The following is an 18,591-nucleotide window of genomic DNA, read 5'->3' as shown; positions in this document are numbered from 1 at the left end:
GAGGACGAGGGCGGCGACGGCGGCGACGGTGAGCGCACCGAGGCCGAGGGCCTTGTGGGGGGTCGATCTCACACGCTACTCCTTTGCGGCGGCCGGGGTCCGGCCTGCTCGGTGACCGCGCGGCCGGCCGGGGTGCGCCGGGGCGGTCCTGGACGGTGCTCGCGTGAGCGCTGTGCGGGTGAGCCGCCGCGCCCCCGCGGGTCGGGGCGCGGACTGCCGGAAAAGAGTGACAGATTTGTCCTGGACATGCCATACGGCGCCGTGCGCGGGACGGCCCCCGGTCCGCACGGCGTCCGGATCAGGCGGGCCGCAGCGTCATGAGGACGCCCCGCGGCCGGCTGCCGTCCGGTCCCGTCCAGCCCGTGGCGACATGCCCGAGGGCGCCCCGGGGCGGCAGCGGCGGGTCCTCGGCGACGGGGCCGAGGACCCGGTGCACCTCCAGGACCGTGCCGTGCGGCGCGGGCAGGCGGGTGCCGTCCCGGTCGTCGGCCGGCTCCGGCGCGCACTCCGCCGGGCCGAGCGGAGCGCCGGTGCGGGAGCGGGTCACCTCGTGGTCGGGCGTGTCGCTGACGTTCTGGTCCATCGCCCGCGCCCGGCCCTCGATCAGCGCCAGCGACTCGGTCACCAGGACCGGGTCGTGGCAGCCGTCGTACACCCAGCGCCTGCCCAGCACCCCGTGCTCCATGGTGCCGACCAGGGCGTGCCCGGCCCCCTCCAGCGGCGCCCCGCGGTAGGTGAGCGGCACCAGGTACGCGGTCCGCCCGGGATCCGCGGTGTCGGTGACCACGAGGAACTCGATCCCGACCGCGCCGGCGGGGTCGTCCAGCCGGAAGCCGCCGGACTTCTCCAGCACCGGCGCGGGACCGCCGCGGTACCAGGGGCGGGTGGGGAGCCACCCGGTGAGCAGTTCGAGCTTGGTGGGCTTGAGGGTGGTCCGGTGGATGACGGCCATGCCGGTCGCTGCCTCCCGTTGCGCGCGTGCGGGGGGCTCAGCCTTCCACACCGTCCGCGCCGGCCAGCGCCGGGGTCAGCGCGGCCCAGGGATTGGGGGGTCCGCCCGTGACCGGTCCGCACACCGCCGCGCCCCGCTCGGCCGCGGTGCGCACGGCGAGCGGGACGAGGACCCCGGGCACGCCGTAGACGAGGTGGCACACCCGGTCGGGCGGGTGCCGGGCGGCCCAGGCCGGGCGGGTGAACGAGGAGACGTACGTGGCCCAGTGCCCCTCGAAGGTGACGGTCAGGTCGGCGAGCCGGACGTAGCCGGGAGCCGGGTGGACGCCCGGATTGAGGACGACGGTCCCGGCGCCCGAGCGGCGCAGGTCCCGGACCAGTCGGCGGCAGGCGGGCAGGCCCTCCGGGCCGGCGGTCACCCGGTCCAGGAAGCAGCCGTCGGCCGCGTACCACTGGCGGTGCCGGCGCACCTCCTCGGTGATCCGGGCCCGGTCCCGGACGCCGTAGTCGGTGTCGACGTAGCCGAGCAGCCGGGCCCCGGCGGCGCGCAGGGCCCGGGCCGCCGCCGTGTACGCGGGGTCGGGCGCGGTGCCGGGCCCGCTGGCCGGGTTGAGGACGACCGCCCAGGTGCGATCCGCCGCCCCGATGAGCCGGTGCCAGGCACCCGGGTCCTCGGCGGGGTGCACGTACAGCGGTACCAGCAGGTTCACGGCACCCGCTCCAGGGTGGCCGCCCACAGCGCGGCGAGGGCGTCGTCGAGGGTGTACACCGGCCGCCAGCCCAGCGCCCGGGCGGCGGCGGAGATGTCCGAGCACTGCCACGACACCTGCCCCGAGCGCGCCGAGCCGCCCGTGCCCTCCTCCAGCGTGCCTGGGAACCCGGCCTGCCGGGCCAGGCCGTGCGCCAGTTCCCGCACCGGTACGGCCCTCCCGCCGCCGGTGTTCAGCACGGGCGGCAGCGGTCCGGGCGCGGTGACGGCCGACTCCACCGCCCGGGCCACGTCCCGTACGTCGACGAAGTCGCGGTGGGCGGAGAGGTCCCCGAGGCGCAGCACCGCCCCGGGGTCCCGGCCGGCCGTGCGGAGCAGGGCGGCCAGCCGGCCGGGCAGGCTCGCCACGGGCGCCCCGGGGCCGACCGGGTTGCCGACCCGCAGCACCACCGCGTCCAGGGCGGCGGAGGTCACGGCGACCGTGCCCGCCAGTTTGGTCGCGCCGTACGGCGTGACCGGGCAGGCCGGCGCCGACTCGGTGACCGGCGTGTCCGGACTGCCCGGCCCGTACTCGGCGGCCGAGCCGAGGTGCACCAGCCGGGCCGTGGGGGCCGCCTCGCGCAACGCCGCGCAGAGCGCGGCGGGGCCGCGGGCGTTGACCTCGGCCAGGGTCACGGCGTCGCCGCCGGTGGCGCCCGCGCAGTTGACCACGGCGTCGGGGGCCCCCGCCGCCAGGGTCTCGGCGAGCCGCTCCGGCCGGTCCCGGGCGAGGTCGGCGCCGAGGCCGGCGGTGCGGCGGCCGGCGGCGAGGACGTGCGCGCCGGGCAGGGCGCGCAGCCGCTCGGCCACATGGCGGCCCAGGTATCCGGTGCCGCCGAGGACGAGGATGCGCATGCGGTACTCAGGCTCCCTTGAGCAGCAGGGACTTGCGGCTGGTGAACTCGGCGTTCGCCCGGTCGTAGTCGTCGGGGCGGCCGATGTCCAGCCAGTAGCCGTCGAACTCGTAGGCGTGCGGCGGGTTGTCGGCCTTCAGCAGGTCGAGGACGAGTTCGTCGAAGCCGAGCGGCAGACCCGCCGTGTACCCGTCCAGGGTGGCGCGGCTGAGGCCGTAGACCCCCATGGAGACGCGGTAGTCCATGCTGGGCTTCTCGGTGAACGCGACCACCCTGCTGGCGTCCGTGGTGAGCACGCCGAAGTCGATGTGCACCTTGCGGGCATAGGTGGCGATGGTGAGCGGGGCGCCCGACGCGGTGTGCCGGCGCAGCACGTCGGCGTAGTCGAGGTCGGTGAGGATGTCGCCGTTCATCACCAGGAACCTCTCGGGCAGCCGGTCCCGCAGGCCCAGCAGCGGTCCCATGGTGCCGAGCGGGCTGTCCTCGGTGGCGTAGTCGATGCTCATGCCCCACTGGGAGCCGTCGCCGACGTAGGCGCGGATGATCTCGCCGAGGTGGCCTATCGCGAGGGTGCAGCGGGTGAAGCCCGCGGTCGACAGCTGGCGCAGCACGATCTCCAGGATGGCGTGCTGGTCGCCGATCGGCACGAGCGGCTTGGGCAGCGCGGTGGTGTAGGGCCGCAGCCGGACGCCCTTGCCTCCCGCCAGGATCACTGCGTGCATGGGGCTCCTCCTTCGTTGGGTGGGGGCCGTGCCGGACGGGTCAGATGTTGTAGATGCCGGTCTTGTAGCGGGCCAGGTTGGCCGGGTCGCGGAAGAACTCCGCGGTGTGGGCGAGGCCCTGTTCGAGGGTGTGGGCGGGCCGCCAGCCGGTGGCCGCGGTGAGCCGGCCCGCGTCGGCGACGAGCCGCATCACCTCGGAGTCGGCGGGCCGGATGCGCGCGGCGTCCTCCCGGACGTCGAGGGCGGTGTCCATCACCTTGCCGATCAGCGCGACGAGGTCGCCAACGGAGATCTCGCCGCCCGTGCCGGCGTTGAAGGTGCGGCCGACCACCCGCTCGGCGGGGGCGGAGCCGACGGCGAGGAACGCCCGCGCGGTGTCCCTGACGAAGGTGAAGTCCCGGGTGGGCCTGAGGTCGCCGAGGGTGATGGTGCGCTCCCCCGCCGCGACCTGGCCGATCACGGTCGGGATGACCGCGCGCATCGACTGGCGCGGCCCGAAGGTGTTGAACGGCCGCAGGGTGACCACCGGGGTGCCGAAGCTGGCGTGGTAGCTGTCGGCGAGCCGGTCGCCGCCGGCCTTCGAGGCGGCGTACGGGGACTGGGTGTTGATCGGGTGGTCCTCGGTGATGGGCACGGTCCGCGCGGTGCCGTAGGTCTCGCTGGTGGAGGTGTGCACCAGCCGGGGCGTGCCGAGCGCGCGGACCGCCTCCAGGACGTTGAGGGTGCCGGTGACGTTGGTCTCCACGTAACTGTGCGGTGCCTGGTAGGAGTACGGGATCGCGATCAGGGCGGCCAGGTGGTAGGCGACGTCGGCGCCGTCGAGCAGGCCGCGGACCGAGCCGGGGTCGCGGACGTCGCCGAGGACGATCTCCACGTGCTCCAGGACGTCGGGGGCGAGGGTCTCCAGCCAGCCGTAGGAGGAGAAGGAGTTGTACTGGGCCATGGCTCTGACCCGGTGTCCGGAGGCGACCAGGGCCTCGGTGAGGTGGGAGCCGATGAAGCCGTCGGCTCCGGTGACGGCGGCGAGCGGTACGGAGGTCAACTCGGCGGTCCTTCCGGTGGGTCGGTGGTTTCGGGTGGTGCGGGGACGGCGTCAGACGTGCCGGGCGGGCCGGCCGAGCAGCAGCAGCGCGTACGCCACGAGGCCCAGGACGGCGACGCCGCAACACAGCGGCAGGGCGGCCGGGCCGGGCGGCAGGCCGAGCGCTCCCGCGCCGGCCGCCGCGGCGGCGGCCAGACAGATGACGGCCGGCGGCCATGCGGTGCCGAACGCCTGGAGCAGCAGCGCGGTCCACAGGGTGGCCGCGAGGAGCAGCAGGGTGGCCGGTGCGGCGCCGGTGAGGCAGGCGGCGGGCAGCAGCGGCAGCAGGTAGGCGCACAGGCAGCCGCCGAGGACCGCGGCGGAGCGGAGCAGGAAACCGGCGGGCGTGGCGGTGGCGCGCAGCGCGGCCACCGACAGGCCCCGGTAGCGGTACAGCAGCCATTCGGCGGGGCCCATGCTGAGCGTCAGCGCGATCACCGCGTACGGTGCGCGCCGCCCTTCCAGCAGCACCAGCACCCCGGCGGCCAGTCCGAACAGCCCGTACGGCAGGGACCACAGCGGCCGGGGCCGGCTGCCGCCGGACGCGGCCGGGACGGCGAGGGCCCCGCGCAGCGCATGGCCGGTGGCGGCGAGGGTGGCCAGCAGGGCGAGCAGCGGCAGCCCGGTGCGCAGCGGGGTGCCGGGTTCCCACCAGGGCAGGACGGCGGCGCCCGCGACGAGCGGGGTGAGCGCGGCGAGCAGCAGCCGTTCCCGGGCCAGCACCAGCAGGACGCCGGCCGCCGCCAGGTACAGCGACTGCGCCGCCGCCGCGAGGAGCACCGCCCGGCCGCCGGCGAGCGGGGCCGCGGCGGCCGTGGCCAGGGCCGCGCCCAGCGGGGCGCCGGTCAGCAGGGTGCGGGCGGCCTCCCGGCGGCCGGTCGCCATTCGCAGGTGGGCGCGGTGGCCGAGCGCCTGGCCCCACGCCCAGGAGACCAGTCCGGCGACGATGGGCGCGGCGGCGTGCCGGCCGGGGTGCCAGACGGGCGCGGTGAGCAGGTAGGCGAGGCCCGGCAGGGCGAACAGCACCCCGCGCAGCAGACAGCGGACGGTGTCCGGGCGCCAGGGGTCGGCCGCCGGTGCGGGCTCCGGGAAGGTCCGGGGCACCTGTTCGTAGAGCGCGGTGGCGAGGGAGAACAGGTTGGGGTGGCCGTAGCGCTGCTTGATCTGCTCGGCGGTCAGCCCTTCGGCCTCCAGCAGCGCGGCCACCTCGTAGGGGTGGACGGCGGGGCCGATCCGGTCGGCGAGGGCGGCGGCCAGCCGGCTCACCGCCTCGGGGTCGGGCAGGGAGCCGGGCAGCCGGAGCGCGAGGGTGCGGTCGTCCCCGCGGGCGGGCGTCCCGGCGAGCCGCAGTGCGAGGGTGTCCTGTTCGGCGCCGCCCGGTTCCAGCGCCATGGGCCCGCTCATCCGGCCAGGCTCCCGGCGGCGATCCGCGGCCGGTGCTCCCGGGTGGCCGCCGGTGTGAGCGGGCTAGCGTGGTACGGGAGTTCGAGGTAGATGGCGCGGAAGGTGTCGATGGTCTGGCGCAGGGTGAACCGTTCGATGACGCGCAGCCGGGCCGCCTCCCCCATGGCCCGGCGCCGCCCGGCGTCGCCGAGCAGTTCCAGGGCCGCCGCCGCCATCCGGGCCGGGTCGCGCGGCGGGACGACCAGGCCGGTGTCGCCGACGGCCTCCCGGACGCCGCCCACGTCGGTGGAGACGGTGGCCCGGCCGCAGGACATGGCTTCGATGAGGGTGAACGGGAACCCCTCGCTGATGCTGGAGAGCATCACGACGTTCCCGGCGGCGTAGGCGTCCTTGATGTCGTCGACCCGGCCCTCGAAGGTGACGGCGCCGGCGTGGCCCAGGTCGGCGGCGAGGGCCTCGCAGCGTTCCCGGTAGGCCTCCCCGCCGCGCGGTGTGCCGCCGAAGAGCCGCAGCCGGGCCTCGGGTATGTCCGCGCGGACCAGGGCGAAGGCGCGGATCAGGGTCTCCAGGTCCTTGATGGGGTCGACGCGGCCGGCCCAGCTGAGCGTGGGCGCGTCCGGTTCGGGTCCGGCGGGCGGGAAGGCGGCCGGGTCCACGCCGTTGTAGACGGTGCGGATGGACCGCGGGTCGGCGCCGCCCTGTTCCTCCCACAGCCGGTTGTAGCGGTTGCCGGGGGTGATCAGGGCGGCCCGGCGGTAGCTCTCCTCGGCCAGCAGCCGGAAGAAGCCGAGGACGACGGCCTTCACCGGCCAGCGGTAGGGGGCGGTGCGATAGCCGAGGTAACGTTCCCTCAGGTAGACGCCATGCTCGGTGAGCAGCAGCGGGACCTCGTAGCGCTCCAGTCCGGCGAGGCCGGGCAGTACGGCCACCCCGCCGCTGACCGCGTGGGCCACGCCGTGCCGGGGCGGGGGTGCGGCGAGCGGGCGCAGGGCGTGTTCCAGCAGGGCGGTGGCGGTGACCGCGTCGTGCAGGGTGGGCCGGGCCTCGCGGACGGGCAGGCCGCGGCGGTTCCACACCCCGGCGAGGATGGTGACGGCCCGGTCGCCGCGCAGGAACGGGCTCAGCGCGCCGTCGGCGGCGGCCCGGGCCAGCGTGTACAGCGCGGCCGGGAACTCGTCCTCGGCACGTGGGTCGAGCGTCGCGGTCAGGAGGCGTTCGTAGGCGCCGGCGAGCCGGCCCAGGGCCCGGCCCCGGGGCGGGCGGCCCTCGGGCGGGGCTCCCCACATGGGCACGGAGAGCACGTCGCGGACGTGGCCGGGCAGGTCCCAGACGACGGGTTCGCGTCCGGTGCCGGTGACGGCGATGACGTCGAAGTCGAGGTCGGGCATGCCCTGGACGAGTTGGTCGCACCAGACGCTCACGCCGCCATGGCTGTGCGGGTAGGTGCCTTCGGTGAGCAGGGTGACGTGCGCGGCGCCGGGGCGGCGCACGCCGTGCTGAACGTGCATCGATGGGGCTCCACGGCCGAGGTGTGGGGTGGTCGTGCGGGTCCGGGTCCGGGCCGCCGGTCGGGCGGCGGGGACCCGGGGCCGTCCGGCCGGCTCCCGTGCGCGGGGTGCGCGGGAGCAGCCGGACCGGCCCCGGTCGGTGCGCCGGTCAGCTGTCCGGGGTGTACGGAACCCGTTCGGTCACGCCCGCCGGGACCCTGGTGCGCGGGGCCGGGGAGGGTGCGGCGGCGGTGCCGTCCGCGCTCGCGGCGTGCGCGGTGGCGGTGGACGGCAGGGTGAAGGTGAGCGCGCTGCCCGAGGAGGCGGTCCAGCCGGAGACCGCGCCCGCGTACGCGGTGCCGAAGGCGGCGCCGCCGAGGGTGGTGCCGGTGGGCAGGGTCGCCGGGACGGCGGTGCCGTTCGGCCCCTGCACGGTGACCGTGCCGCCGACGCGGTAGGCGGTGACCTGGCCGGCGTTGACGGCGGTCTTCCAGGCGGCGCGGCGCTGGAGTTCGGCGCCGATGGCCTTCATCCGCAGGTTGACCACCGGGGTGTTGTCCGCGAACAGGGCGTCGTAGCCGTCCAGTACGCCGCTCAGGACCGGGTAGGCGATGCGGTCCTCGGCCAGGTTGGACTGGTGGATGAAGTGCGGCTTGGGGTCGTTGGACAGGACGTGTCCGAGGGCGATGCGGGTCTCCAGCGGCACGATGTAGTCGCCGAACCCGGTGCCGGTGTCCAGCGGGGCCGGCAGGCAGGTGGTCGTGGCCGGGTTGTCCTCGCAGATGCCGCTGCCGCCCTGGGCCCGGCTGGTGTAGAGCCAGTTGTACTCGTCGACCTGCTCGGCCGCCCGGCCCGCGTTGTAGAAGACGTTCATCGGGTAGCGGGAGACCGTGGTGGCCGGGCCGACCTGGCGCTGCTGGGGGTCGCGGGAGTTGTCGGAGGCGAGCCACTTGACGCCGTCGTCGGCGAGGGCGAGGGCGAGGTTGGGGTTGTCCTGCGGCTGCTGCGGCAGGATCTTCAGCCCGGAGTGCTCGCCGGTGACCAGTTCGTCGGTCTCCAGCGGGAGTCCGGCGGCCTGGCCCCAGACCCGGTTGGTGGCGATCTCGTAGCCGATCGTGGCGCGGCTGACCCACCTGGTGCCGCCGCCCGGGTTGGTGGCGCAGGTCCACGGCACGACGGTGACGTTCTGCTCGCAGCCGAGGAAGGCGTGCGTGTAGGTGTGGTTGACCCAGCGGAACCGGCCACGGTCGGCGATCAGCTTGTCGGCGAGCTGGTCGACGCCGTCGTTGTCCTCGCGCTGGTCGACGCTGCCGGCCCCGTTGTAGACCAGGTCGAGGGTGAGGCCGTGGCTGTTCTGCCAGGCGGTGGCGTAGTCGACGTCCGCCGGGGTCATCCGGATCGGGTGGGGCGTGCCCGCGCCGCCCGCGCAGTCGACGTCGCCGGGCGTGCAGTTGAGCTGGGTGTCCCAGCGGTCGTCGGCGGCGAACACGTCGTCCACGTGGACGGCGAAGTAGTTGCGGGAGGCGCCGAGGTGCACCCCGCCGGTCATCCACTCCACGATGCCGCGAGCCAGCAGCCGGAACTGCTGCTGGTACTGGTTGTAGACGAAGGTGACGACCAGTTCGCGCCGCCCGTCGTGCCGGTACTCGCCGACCAGGGAGCCCTGCCGGGTGGTGCCCGGGACGGTCGCCTGCACGTACGGGGTGAAGTCGGCCCCGGCGGCGGGCGCCGACAGGTAGGCGTAACTCTCGTCGGCGGTGGGCGAGTTGTCCTCGAACGGCACCGCGCCGTCGAGGTAGCCGAAGGGCCCGGCCCGGCCGGCCGCGGTGACCTGGGCCCGGACGCCGTCGACGCTGCCCGAGTAGCCGCCCGAGGTGGGGACTTGCAGGCCGACCTGGGGCCGGGCGTAGGTGTAGGCGTCCACCTGCGGGATCGCGTACGTCTGCTCGTAGGCGGCGAGCGCGCTCATCTCGGCGCTGCCGGCCGCGAACGGGTTGTCGTTGGGCAGGACGACGGCCTGGAACCTGGCGCGCGGCCGGCCGTCGACGGTGTCGGCGAGGAAGCCGGCGTCGATGGTGGGCCGGTCGGCGCGCGTGAGGTCGACCTTCGTGTACGGCGTTCCGGCGGTGTCGAGTTCGGCGGCGATGGCGTCGGTGGCCGGACCACCGTCGCTCACCACCAGGACTCTGAGATCGATGCGCGGCGCGGTGGCGTCCGCCTGTGCCGGGCCGGCCGGCAGGCCGAGCGCGGCGATCAGCGCGCCCACCGTCAGCGCGGCGGTGCGTATGGTCCGCTTCATGCGGTGAAGTCCCCTCCCCGGGCAGGGGTGAGCACGGCTCTCATGGAGCGGACGCACCCCCTTGCGCGACGCCGGCGTCCCCCTCAGAAGCCGGTCGTCACGCATCACATGGTGATGTGTCTGTGTAGCTTTTGTGGTCGAGTTACGAAACCTGACGGAAAAGTGCGGCTGTCCATCGCCGTCCCGAGGCAACCCGACAGGCCGTTTTGCCGTCGTTGCCACGTGGGGGTCGCGGCGGCGGGACGGCTCCGGGCAGGCCGGACCGGCCGTCCCGCGACGCACCGGCGGACCGAGGCGGTCCACCGGGCGACGTGTCGTGGTCCGTTCCGCCGGGGCGCGCCCGCGACCCGAGGCCGATTCCGGCCGCCCGGGCCGCGGGACCGGGGGTGCGTCAGGCGCAGAGCACCCGGGTGTCGGGCGTGTAGACGGGGCCGCCGTTGGTGTTGGTGCTGTCGCTGAACTCGGCGTAGTAGTACGAGTAGAAGCCGATGTTGCCGTTGCAGCCGGAGTCGGCGGCGATCTGGAGCGTCAGCGTGACGGTGCGGCTCTGACCGGGCGGGATGGTGGAACCGTAGTTGCCGCCGAGGTTGTTCGGACCGGTTCCGGAGCAGGGGGTGCTGCCGCTCGCCGTGGCCAGGCTGCACCCGGTGAAGCTGTACTTCAGGTCCGGGCGCTGGGTGGTCAGCCAGGTCGGGTCGATGGTCTGGTAGACGAACCAGATGTCGTACGTCCGGTTGTTGGTGATCGTCATCGACAGCTTCACCGTGCCGCCGGGGGTGGTGGTGGCGGAGTCGGTGGCGAAGGTCAGGGCGGCCGGCGCGGGGTCGGCGCTCGCGCTCGGGGCGAGGCCGAAGACGGCCAGGAGGAAGGCGAGGACGGCGGTGAGACCGAGGCGTCTCGGCAGAGGTGATCGCATGACCCGGGAGGCTAGGCAGGCGTCCGGCGCGGCGTCTGTACCCGTGCGTGGGGCCGGACCCGGAACGGCTGAAAGTGATCACCTTGTGAAGAACCTGCGGGGATGTCGTGACGATGAGCAACACCTCGTGTACGCGCACGCCGGGGGTGCTTGACAGGAGGGGGTGGCGGGGCGGGGCGGACCGGTGGCGCCCGGGACGGTATTGGCGCGGACGAGACGTCCGTTCCGCCGCGGAAGGGGGAACCCCGGTTGTGACGGGGACCATTCCCGGCCAAAGAGCGCTTTCCGGCCGCATACGGAGCCGTGCGGCGGGTCATCGGGCGGTGCGACGGGTCCGTCGAGACGGGCGACGGGGCATCGGGGCGGGCGACGCCCGGGGACCTTGCGACGATCCCTCGGAGGGGGCGGCCGGAGCAGCGCCCGAACCAGGGGACAGCGGGCGCCGGGCGCGGGGCGCGGACGCGGGACACCGGGCGCAGAACGCGGGCGCCGGGCGCGGAGCACCGGGCGCGGGACGCGGGCGCCGGGCCCGGCCGACTCTCCGTCACCGGGCGGGGGCCGGCCCCCGCCCGCCGGGCGGACGTTCCCGGCGGTGCGGGGGCAGATGGACGGCCGATGCCGCGGCGGGCGGGGTCAGCGGGCGTGGGCTCGCTCGAAGACGGCGAAGGCGGCCTCCTGCTGCCATTCGAGTCGGGCCTTGGCGCTCTGCGCGAGCAGATGCCGGCAGGCGGCGCCGCGCGCCGGCAGGCCGGGGCGCTCGGCACGGCAGGCCGGCACCGTGCGGTAGCCGGCCGCGGTCGGATTGCCCTGCCACAGGCTCGCGCCGGGCAGGAAGCCGTACTCCAGCGAGGCGCGGGCCAGGTCCTTCAGCTCGGGGTAGCGCAGGCCGTAGGTGGCGGCGGCGTACTGGTACTCGTGGGCGATGTCGATCCGGGACACCCCCGGGTCGTCGGTGGCGAGGACGACCGGGACGCCGTAGCGGCGGTAGGTGGTGAACGGATGGTCCGCGCCCTTGACGCCGAGGATCTGGGCGTTGCTGGAGAAGGGCACCTCGACGGCCACCTCGCGCTCGGCCATGGTGCGGGCGGTGCGCTGCCAGTCGTCCTCGTGGACGAGGTCGACGCCGTGTCCGACGCGCTCGGCGCGGGCGACGCCGACGGCCTCCCGGATGTGGGACTTCAGGTCCTCCGGCTTGACCAGCCCGGGCCACAGCTCGCCCGCGTGCAGGGTGACATGGGCCTTCGGGTACTGCGTGCGCAGATAGCCGACCATGCGCATCTGGAGGGAGTAGTCGCGCAGGGCGATGTCCGCGTCCTCGGGCTGGACGAGGTTGACCGCGACGAACCGCGGGTCGGCCTCGGCCAGCCGCATGCCGAGGGCGAGCTGGGTGAAGACGCGCTCCGGGGCGCTCCCCCGGGACGCCTGGGAGATCCAGCGGACGAGGAGGCCGCAGGCGGGCCGGGCCCGCGGGGTGCCGCAGCGTTCGGCGTCACGGAACTCGGCGTCACCCGCGTCGGCCTCCGCGCGGGCCTCGGCGACCAGCCGGTCCAGCCCGCCGCCGGCGACCAGCCTGCGGTGCAGGGCGGCGAGGTCGTCGTCCCAGCCCACCTCGGCGGCGAGCTTCTTCGCGCCGTCGGAGGCCGGGGTGACCATCGTCTCCAGGTAGAACTGGTTGTCACGGACGGCGGTGTCGGCGACATCGGCGAGCAGCTTGCCCCGGTGCCGCCAGGTGACCTCGCCGAACTTGCCGAAGGTGTCGAAGAAGTGGTCGTGCCCGTTCCGGCCGGGCGGGAAGTCCTGCATGGACCAGGCGCGGATCAGCGCCTGCCGGAAGGCGGGGTCGGTGCGCGCGTCGGCGGCGGGGCGGGTGCCGGCACCGCAGGGCGGGACGACGGCGGTCAGCGTCGCGGTGTCGACGCACAGCCCGTCCCGGGCGGCCAGTTCGATCAGGTACTCCGTGGACACCGCGCCGGAGAGGTGGTTGTGCAGGTCCCCGCCCTTGGGCAGCGCCCGGAAGAAGTCGCGCAGGGCCGCGGGCCGGTCGCGCAGGGAACGCAGTTGGGCGTCCGTGCGCGCCTCCGCCGCCGTGACCTGCCTGGGCGGCGGCGCCGCGGGCCGGGCCTCCGGGCGCGCCGGCTGGGCGGCGGCGGGCAGGGCGGACAGCAGGGAGAGGACACTGAGGGTGCCGAGCACGGCCGGAACGACCCGGCGGCTCCTGGCACTTCGTCGTTGCGGAGTCACAGGGGCATGATCACGGAAGGACCGCGGCGCCGGGCCCCGATCCGGCGGACGGCGCCCGGAGTACACCCGACCGGGTGAATCCCGGGTGATCAGCGTGTCGGGCCGCCCGGGCATGTACGTCACCCGCGCGGGTATGCGGGCTGCGAATTCACCGGTCGGTGACCCTCCAGGGAGGCGGAACGCATGCTCATGGCACACCCCGCGGTATTGCAGGACCTCATCACGCAGTACGAGGCCCCGACCCTGCTCGGGGCGGAGGAGAGCACCCCCCAGGCCCGGCAGCGGCTCGTGGACGTCTCCTACACCCTGTGCGTCGCCACCGGCACCCGGGACGTCGACATGGCCCTGATCGCCGCCCGCCACCGCCTCTCCGGGGCCCGGCCGGAGGACGACTCCCTGCTCCAGGCGGCCGCCCCGGCGGAGCGGGTGTCCGGCGTGTGAACCGCCCGCCCCGGCGGGCCCGTTCCCCGCGCCCTCCCTCTCCCTGAACTCGTCGTCGCCCCCTGAACTCGTCGTCTCACCCCGGACTCGTCACCTTGCCGAACCGGTCGCCTCCCGCTTCTGGTCGGCGCGACCCGCCGGACGGTATACAGGGCCCTTCGAGAGCACGGGGGCCGCTGTCCGGAGCCGCCCCGCGCGCCGCGGCGGTCTTCAGGGGGAGGATCCATGGCGAACGACACGCGTCCCGCGGGCGGCGCGCGCGGCCGGCGGCGGGCCGCCGTACTCGGGGCGGTGCTGGCCGGCACCGCCCTCGTCGCCGCCGGCCCGGTACCGGCCGCGGCACACCCCGCCGCGCACGGCCGCGGGACCGCCTACGTGGCGCTCGGCGACTCCTACACCTCGGGCCCCGGCATACCGCGGCAGGTGGACCCCGGCTGCGCGCGTTCGGACCACAACTACCCGTCAATGCTGGCCGCCGAGCGGCAGGCAGCCGCCTTCACGGACGTGAGCTGCGGCGGGGCCACGACCGCCGAGATGTGGCAGGCGCAGGGCGGCAACCCGCCCCAGCTCGACGCCCTGGACCGGCACACGGACCTGGTGACCCTCCAGATCGGCGGCAACGACGTGGGGTTCGGCTCCGTCATCGCCACCTGCGCCCGCCTCGCCGCCGAGGACCCGGCGGGCAACCCCTGCGAGCGCTCGTACCGCTCCGCCGGACACGACGCGCTGGCCCTCGCCGTCGTACGGACCGCGCCGAAGGCCGACCGGGTGCTGCGCGCGGTGCGCGCCCGGGCGCCGCACGCCCGGGTGCTCGTGGTCGGCTACCCGGACCTGCTGCCCGACGACGGCGGCGGCTGCTTCCCGCAGGTGCCGTTCGCCCGGCGGGACTTCCCCTATCTGCGGGACACCGAGAAGCGGCTGAACCTGATGCTGCGGCTGGTGGCCGGCGTGAACGGGGCCGAGTACGTCGACACCTACGGCCCCACCGTCGGCCACGACATGTGCGAGGCGCCCGCCGACCGCTGGATCGAGCCGCTGCGGCCTGAGGCGCCCGCCGCCCCGGCCCATCCCAACGCCCGGGGCGAGGAGTCCATGGCGCGGGCCGTGCCGGCCCGGCTGGACCGGGGGCACGGGCGGCGCCGAACCGGCGGGGCGGCCCGTGGCGCGGGCCGCCCCGCGCTCCGGTCAGCCGCCGAGCGCGCCCAGCACCACGGCCTGGGCCTCCTCCTGCACCCGGGCCAGGTGGTCGGCGCCGAGGAAGGACTCGGCGTACACCTTGTAGACGTCCTCGGTGCCGGAGGGCCGGGCGGCGAACCAGGCGTTCTCGGTGGTGACCTTGATGCCGCCGATCGAGGCGCCGTTGCCGGGCGCCTCGGTGAGGACCGCCGTGACCGCCTCCCCGGCCAGCGTGTCCGCGGTCACCTGGGCCGGTGACAACTTGGCGAGCAGCGCCTTCTGTTCGCGGGTGGCGGGCGCGTCGGTGCGGGCGTAGGCGGGGGCGCCGAAGCGGGCGGTCAGGTCGGTGTAGTGCTTCGAGGGGGTCTTGCCGGTGACGGCGGTGATCTCGGAGGCGAGCAGGGCCAGCAGGATGCCGTCCTTGTCGGTGGTCCACACCGAGCCGTCCCGGCGCAGGAAGGAGGCGCCGGCCGACTCCTCGCCGCCGAACCCGATCTCGCCGGCGGCCAGTCCGTCCACGAACCACTTGAACCCGACCGGCACCTCGACCAGCCGGCGGCCGAGGTCGGCGGCGACCCGGTCGATCATGGTGGAGGAGACGAGGGTCTTGCCGATGCCCGCGGCGTCCGGCCACTGCTCGCGGTGGCGGTAGAGGTAGGAGATGGCGACGGCGAGGTAGTGGTTGGGGTTCATCAGGCCCGCGTCCGGGGTGACGATGCCGTGCCGGTCGGCGTCGGCGTCGTTGCCGGTGGCGATGCGGAAGCGGTCGCGCTGCTCGATGAGGGAGGCCATCGCGTACGGCGAGGAGCAGTCCATGCGGATCTGGCCGTCCCAGTCCAGCGTCATGAACCGCCAGGTGGGGTCGGTGTGCGGGTTGACCACCGTCAGGTCGATGCCGTGCTGTTCGGCGATCCGGCCCCAGTAGGCGACGGAGGCGCCGCCCAGCGGGTCGGCGCCGATGCGCAGGCCGGCCGAGCGGATCGCGTCCAGGTCCAGCACGCCGGGCAGGTCGGTGACGTAGGTGCCGAGGAAGTCGTACCGCCGGGTGGTGTCCGCGGCCAGCGCGCGGGCGTAGGGCAGCCGGCGCACGTCCTTCAGGCCGCCCGTGATGATCTGGTTGGCGCGGTCCTGGATCCACGAGGTGGCGTCGGAGGCGGCGGGGCCGCCGCTCGGCGGGTTGTACTTGAAGCCGCCGTCGGCGGGCGGGTTGTGCGACGGGGTGACCACCACGCCGTCGGCGAGGCCGGAGGCACGGCCCCGGTTGTGCGTCAGGATGGCGTGCGAGACGGCGGGCGTGGGCGTGTAGCCGTCCGCGCTGTCGACGAGCACGGTCACCCCGTTGGCGGCGAAGACCTCCAGGGCGGTGGCCTTCGCCGGTTCGGACAGGGCGTGGGTGTCGGCGCCGAGGAAGAGCGGGCCGTCCGTGCCCCGGGCGGCGCGGTACTCGCAGATGGCCTGGCTGGTGGCGGCGATGTGGTCCTCGTTGAAGGCGGTCGCCAGGGACGAACCCCGGTGCCCCGAGGTGCCGAACGCCACCCGCTGGGCCGGGTCGGCCGGGTCGGGGTGCAGCGTGTAGTACGCCGTGACCAGCCGGGCGACGTCGACGAGGTCCTCGGGACCGGCCGGCCGGCCGGCGCGCTCGTGCGGCATGAGTTCCGTTCCTCCGCGGTGATGGGGTCGATCGCTCACCGCTCATCTTTCCTCGTCGGGGCGGCACCATGCGAGTGCGCCCCACCGTGCCGGGGCGCACCGCGCGGCGGCGGGTCAGCCGAGGTGGTAGCCGTCCCCGTACACCTTCCAGTCGAGCGGGGTGTTCAGGTCGAGGTTGCCGTTCCTCAGGAAGACCCGCTGCTCGGTGTCGACGCGGCTGGTGTCGCTGTGCGCCTCCTCCTGCCGCATGGCCCACACCCGGGCGTCCAGGAAGGCGTTCAGGTACGTCGTCTCGTTGCCGCCCTGGGCCGGGGGCTTGGCGCTGCCCAGGGCGCGCCTGCGGATGTTGCGGAAGCTGGTGGGGTCGTCGCCATCGCCGTGCATGACGAGGGCGTCGTAGTAGACGAACTGGCCGAGGGCGCGCAGCCCGTCGGTCTTGCCCTGGGCGACCGCGGGGTTGAAGTAGACGCGGTCGCGTTCGTCGTTCTGGGCCTGCTGGAACGCGGTGTCCTGGGCGGCCCGGCGCCAGTCCGCGGGGTAGTCGGGGTCGAGTCCGCTGTGCGAGGCGGTGCCGTTCACCCTGCGCAGGGCGGGCAGGTATTTCGCGAGGACGTTGCCGGGCTTGCGGTCGGCGTAGAGCTGGACGAGGTCGAGCATGTCGCCCGTGCCGGAGCAGAAGCCGATGATGCCGGCGGTGTAGCCGCGGCCGTCGCGGATGTCCTCGATGTACTTGTACTGGGCCTTCCAGTCGAGCGAGGAGTTCTCCGCGCTCGACACCAGCTTCATGGCGATCTCCTTCTTCGCGGGGTCGTCCAGGCCCGGCGCGGCGGCCGAGGCGGTGCCGGGCCGCGCCACGCCGAGCAGGGCGCCGGAGGCGACGGCGCCCAGCGCGGCCACGACGGTGCGGCGGGAGAGGCGGGCGAGGGGCGGCGTTGAGCGTTCTGCGTGCACCACGGGAACTCCAGGGGAGAGTGGGGGTGGTGAGTTGGCCCGTACCGGTACTGGTAGGAAAGTTTCCTATCAAACACTGGGAAGGCCGGTAACCCGGTGCGTGAGAAGTTCGTACGTTCGCACGACACCGCCTCCGTGCCGCGACTCCCCCGGACCCCGCCCCCGGCGGCTCAGCCGTGCCGCGCCCCGGCGCGCTCCCGCTCCTCGGTGTAGGCGTACAGCTCCTTGGACGTGGTGATGAGCGCGCGCCGCTCCTCCCGCGAACCCACCATCGGCTGCGAACCCTTGAGCGGCACCTGGGCGCTCTCCGGCAGGAACGCCACCGTGAGCAGGCCGACGGCGCCGGCCAGCATCAGGTAGTAGGCGGGCATCAGGTCGTCGCCGCCGAGGCCGACCAGTGCGGCGGTGACCAGCGGGGTGGTGCCGCCGAACGCGGCGACCGCGACGTTGAAGCCGATGCCCATGGCCGCGTAGCGCACCGCCGTCGGGAACAGCGCGGGCAGGGTGGCCGCGCTGGGCGCGGCGAAGCAGGCCAGCAGGGTGGACAGGATCAGCACACCGAGGATCGGCGGCCAGGTGCCGTCCGCCTTGATCAGCAGGAACGACGGGACGGCGAGCACGATCAGCGCCGCGGCGCCGACGGCGTAGAGCGGGCGCCGGCCCATCCGGTCGCTGAGCCGGCCGAGGAAGGTGATCAGCACGACGATCCACACCATGCCGACGAGGACCAGGAGGTCCGCGGAGCCGCTGGAGCGGTGCAGCGTCTCGGTCTGGTAGGTGGGCAGGTAGCCGGTCACCATGTAGTTGGTGACGTTGTAGAGAAGCACCAGGCCCATGCAGACCAGCAGGGGCCGCCAGTGGTTCCGGACGATGTCCCTGAACTCGCTGCCCGCCGACTCCTGCGCCAGGGCCTTCTCGTGGTCGTCGAGCTGCTGCCGGAAGGCCGGGGACTCCTCCAGCCTCAGCCGCATGTAGAGGCCGATCACGCCGAGCGGTCCGGCGATCAGGAACGGCACACGCCAGCCCCAGGAGAGCATCTGGCCGTCGGACAGGACCAGGTTCAGCGCGGTGACCAGGGCGGAACCGAGGGCGTAGCCGGTGAAGGTGCCGAAGTCGAGCCAGCTGGAGAGGAAGCCGCGCCGGCGGTCCGGCGAGTACTCCGCGACGAAGGTGGTGGCGCCGCCGTACTCGCCGCCGGTGGAGAAGCCCTGGACCATGCGGGCCAGCAGGAGCAGCACGGGCGCGGCGATGCCGATGGTGGCGTACCCGGGGATGACGCCGATGGCGAAGGTGCCCACCGCCATCATGATCATGGTGGTGGCGAGCACCTTCTGCCGTCCGATCCGGTCGCCGAGCGGCCCGAAGACCAGCCCGCCCAGGGGCCGGACGACGAAGGCGGCGGCGAAGGTCGCGAACGAGGAGATGACCTGGGCGGCCGGGGAGGCGCCCGGGAAGAACACCTTGCCGATGGTGGCGGCGAGGTAGCTGTAGACCCCGAAGTCGAACCACTCCATGCAGTTGCCGAGCGCGGAGGCGCCGACGGCGCGCCGGAGCAGCGGGGGTTCGACGACCTGGACGTCGTCCGTGCGGAAGGCGCCCCGGTTGCGGCGGAGCCTGCGGGTCAGTTCCTCGCGCACCTGGCGCGGCAGCCGCGCCACGGCCGCCGGGAC

The 18,591-nt window shown here is 74.6% G+C and carries 14 protein-coding genes and 1 pseudogene; 2 read left to right on the top strand and 13 right to left on the bottom strand.

Going from position 1 to position 18,591, the window contains the following annotated elements:
- Nucleotides 1–298 precede the first annotated feature (298 nt).
- From IF37_RS0127215 to IF37_RS0127170, 10 genes are all read right to left on the bottom strand, one after another.
- Nucleotides 299–952, bottom strand: coding sequence for a hypothetical protein (locus tag IF37_RS0127215; protein ID WP_030747922.1), 654 nt, complete (start codon nucleotides 950–952; stop codon nucleotides 299–301).
- Nucleotides 953–989: 37 nt separating this feature from the next.
- A complete protein-coding gene (locus tag IF37_RS0127210) occupies nucleotides 990–1,661 on the bottom strand; it encodes a spherulation-specific family 4 protein (protein ID WP_037857114.1) in 672 nt (223 codons plus the stop codon).
- Nucleotides 1,658–2,554: an NAD(P)-dependent oxidoreductase gene (locus tag IF37_RS0127205; protein ID WP_030747912.1), complete on the bottom strand. Its 897-nt coding sequence runs from the start codon at nucleotides 2,552–2,554 to the stop codon at nucleotides 1,658–1,660. The genes IF37_RS0127210 and IF37_RS0127205 overlap by 4 nt, the downstream gene beginning before the upstream one ends.
- A gap of 7 nt (nucleotides 2,555–2,561) precedes the next feature.
- Complete coding sequence (locus IF37_RS0127200) at nucleotides 2,562–3,275, bottom strand: sugar phosphate nucleotidyltransferase (RefSeq protein ID WP_030747910.1); 714 nt, start codon at nucleotides 3,273–3,275, stop codon at nucleotides 2,562–2,564.
- Nucleotides 3,276–3,315: 40 nt separating this feature from the next.
- Entirely contained in the window at nucleotides 3,316–4,317 is a 1,002-nt protein-coding gene (locus IF37_RS0127195) for a GDP-mannose 4,6-dehydratase (protein WP_030747909.1), read from the bottom strand.
- Between the two features lie 51 nt (nucleotides 4,318–4,368).
- A complete protein-coding gene (locus IF37_RS0127190; protein WP_030747907.1) occupies nucleotides 4,369–5,760 on the bottom strand; it encodes a hypothetical protein in 1,392 nt (463 codons plus the stop codon).
- Nucleotides 5,757–7,268 carry a GT4 family glycosyltransferase PelF gene (gene pelF, locus IF37_RS0127185; protein ID WP_052845390.1) on the bottom strand — a complete coding sequence of 504 codons (1,512 nt, stop codon included), beginning with the start codon at nucleotides 7,266–7,268 and terminating at the stop codon, nucleotides 5,757–5,759. The genes IF37_RS0127190 and pelF overlap by 4 nt, the downstream gene beginning before the upstream one ends.
- 148 nt (nucleotides 7,269–7,416) lie before the next feature.
- Nucleotides 7,417–9,546 (bottom strand): hypothetical protein, encoded by a 2,130-nt coding sequence (locus IF37_RS0127180; protein WP_030747898.1) that lies wholly within the window; start codon nucleotides 9,544–9,546, stop codon nucleotides 7,417–7,419.
- A gap of 391 nt (nucleotides 9,547–9,937) precedes the next feature.
- The gene (locus tag IF37_RS0127175) at nucleotides 9,938–10,462 is read right to left on the bottom strand and encodes a hypothetical protein (RefSeq protein WP_030747895.1); all 525 of its coding nucleotides are present in this window, start codon (nucleotides 10,460–10,462) and stop codon (nucleotides 9,938–9,940) included.
- Between the two features lie 633 nt (nucleotides 10,463–11,095).
- On the bottom strand, nucleotides 11,096–12,703 hold the full coding sequence (locus tag IF37_RS0127170; protein WP_030747892.1) for an adenosine deaminase: 1,608 nt from the start codon (nucleotides 12,701–12,703) through the stop codon (nucleotides 11,096–11,098).
- Nucleotides 12,704–12,886: 183 nt separating this feature from the next.
- Between IF37_RS0127170 and IF37_RS0127165 the strand changes: the two genes are divergently transcribed.
- Nucleotides 12,887–13,144 (top strand): DUF5133 domain-containing protein, encoded by a 258-nt coding sequence (locus IF37_RS0127165; protein ID WP_030747889.1) that lies wholly within the window; start codon nucleotides 12,887–12,889, stop codon nucleotides 13,142–13,144.
- 225 nt (nucleotides 13,145–13,369) lie between these two features.
- A pseudogene (locus tag IF37_RS42575) lies at nucleotides 13,370–14,269 on the top strand (SGNH/GDSL hydrolase family protein); the annotation flags it as partial.
- A 60-nt stretch (nucleotides 14,270–14,329) separates the two neighbouring features.
- Here the strand turns inward: IF37_RS42575 and pgm are convergent.
- The 3 genes from pgm to IF37_RS0127145 form a co-directional block, all read right to left on the bottom strand.
- Nucleotides 14,330–15,970, bottom strand: coding sequence for a phosphoglucomutase (alpha-D-glucose-1,6-bisphosphate-dependent) (gene pgm, locus IF37_RS0127155; protein ID WP_030747884.1), 1,641 nt, complete (start codon nucleotides 15,968–15,970; stop codon nucleotides 14,330–14,332).
- 114 nt (nucleotides 15,971–16,084) lie between these two features.
- The gene (locus tag IF37_RS0127150) at nucleotides 16,085–16,924 is read right to left on the bottom strand and encodes a chitosanase (RefSeq protein ID WP_030747882.1); all 840 of its coding nucleotides are present in this window, start codon (nucleotides 16,922–16,924) and stop codon (nucleotides 16,085–16,087) included.
- A gap of 167 nt (nucleotides 16,925–17,091) precedes the next feature.
- Nucleotides 17,092–18,579: an MFS transporter gene (locus IF37_RS0127145; protein ID WP_253915863.1), complete on the bottom strand. Its 1,488-nt coding sequence runs from the start codon at nucleotides 18,577–18,579 to the stop codon at nucleotides 17,092–17,094.
- Nucleotides 18,580–18,591 lie beyond the last annotated feature (12 nt).

This window comes from Streptomyces sp. NRRL S-31 (assembly GCF_000718775.1).
In the GTDB taxonomy this organism is placed as follows: domain Bacteria; phylum Actinomycetota; class Actinomycetes; order Streptomycetales; family Streptomycetaceae; genus Streptomyces.
Note: the sequence above shows the minus strand (reverse complement) of the source record. Positions and strands in the feature narration are given on the sequence as shown.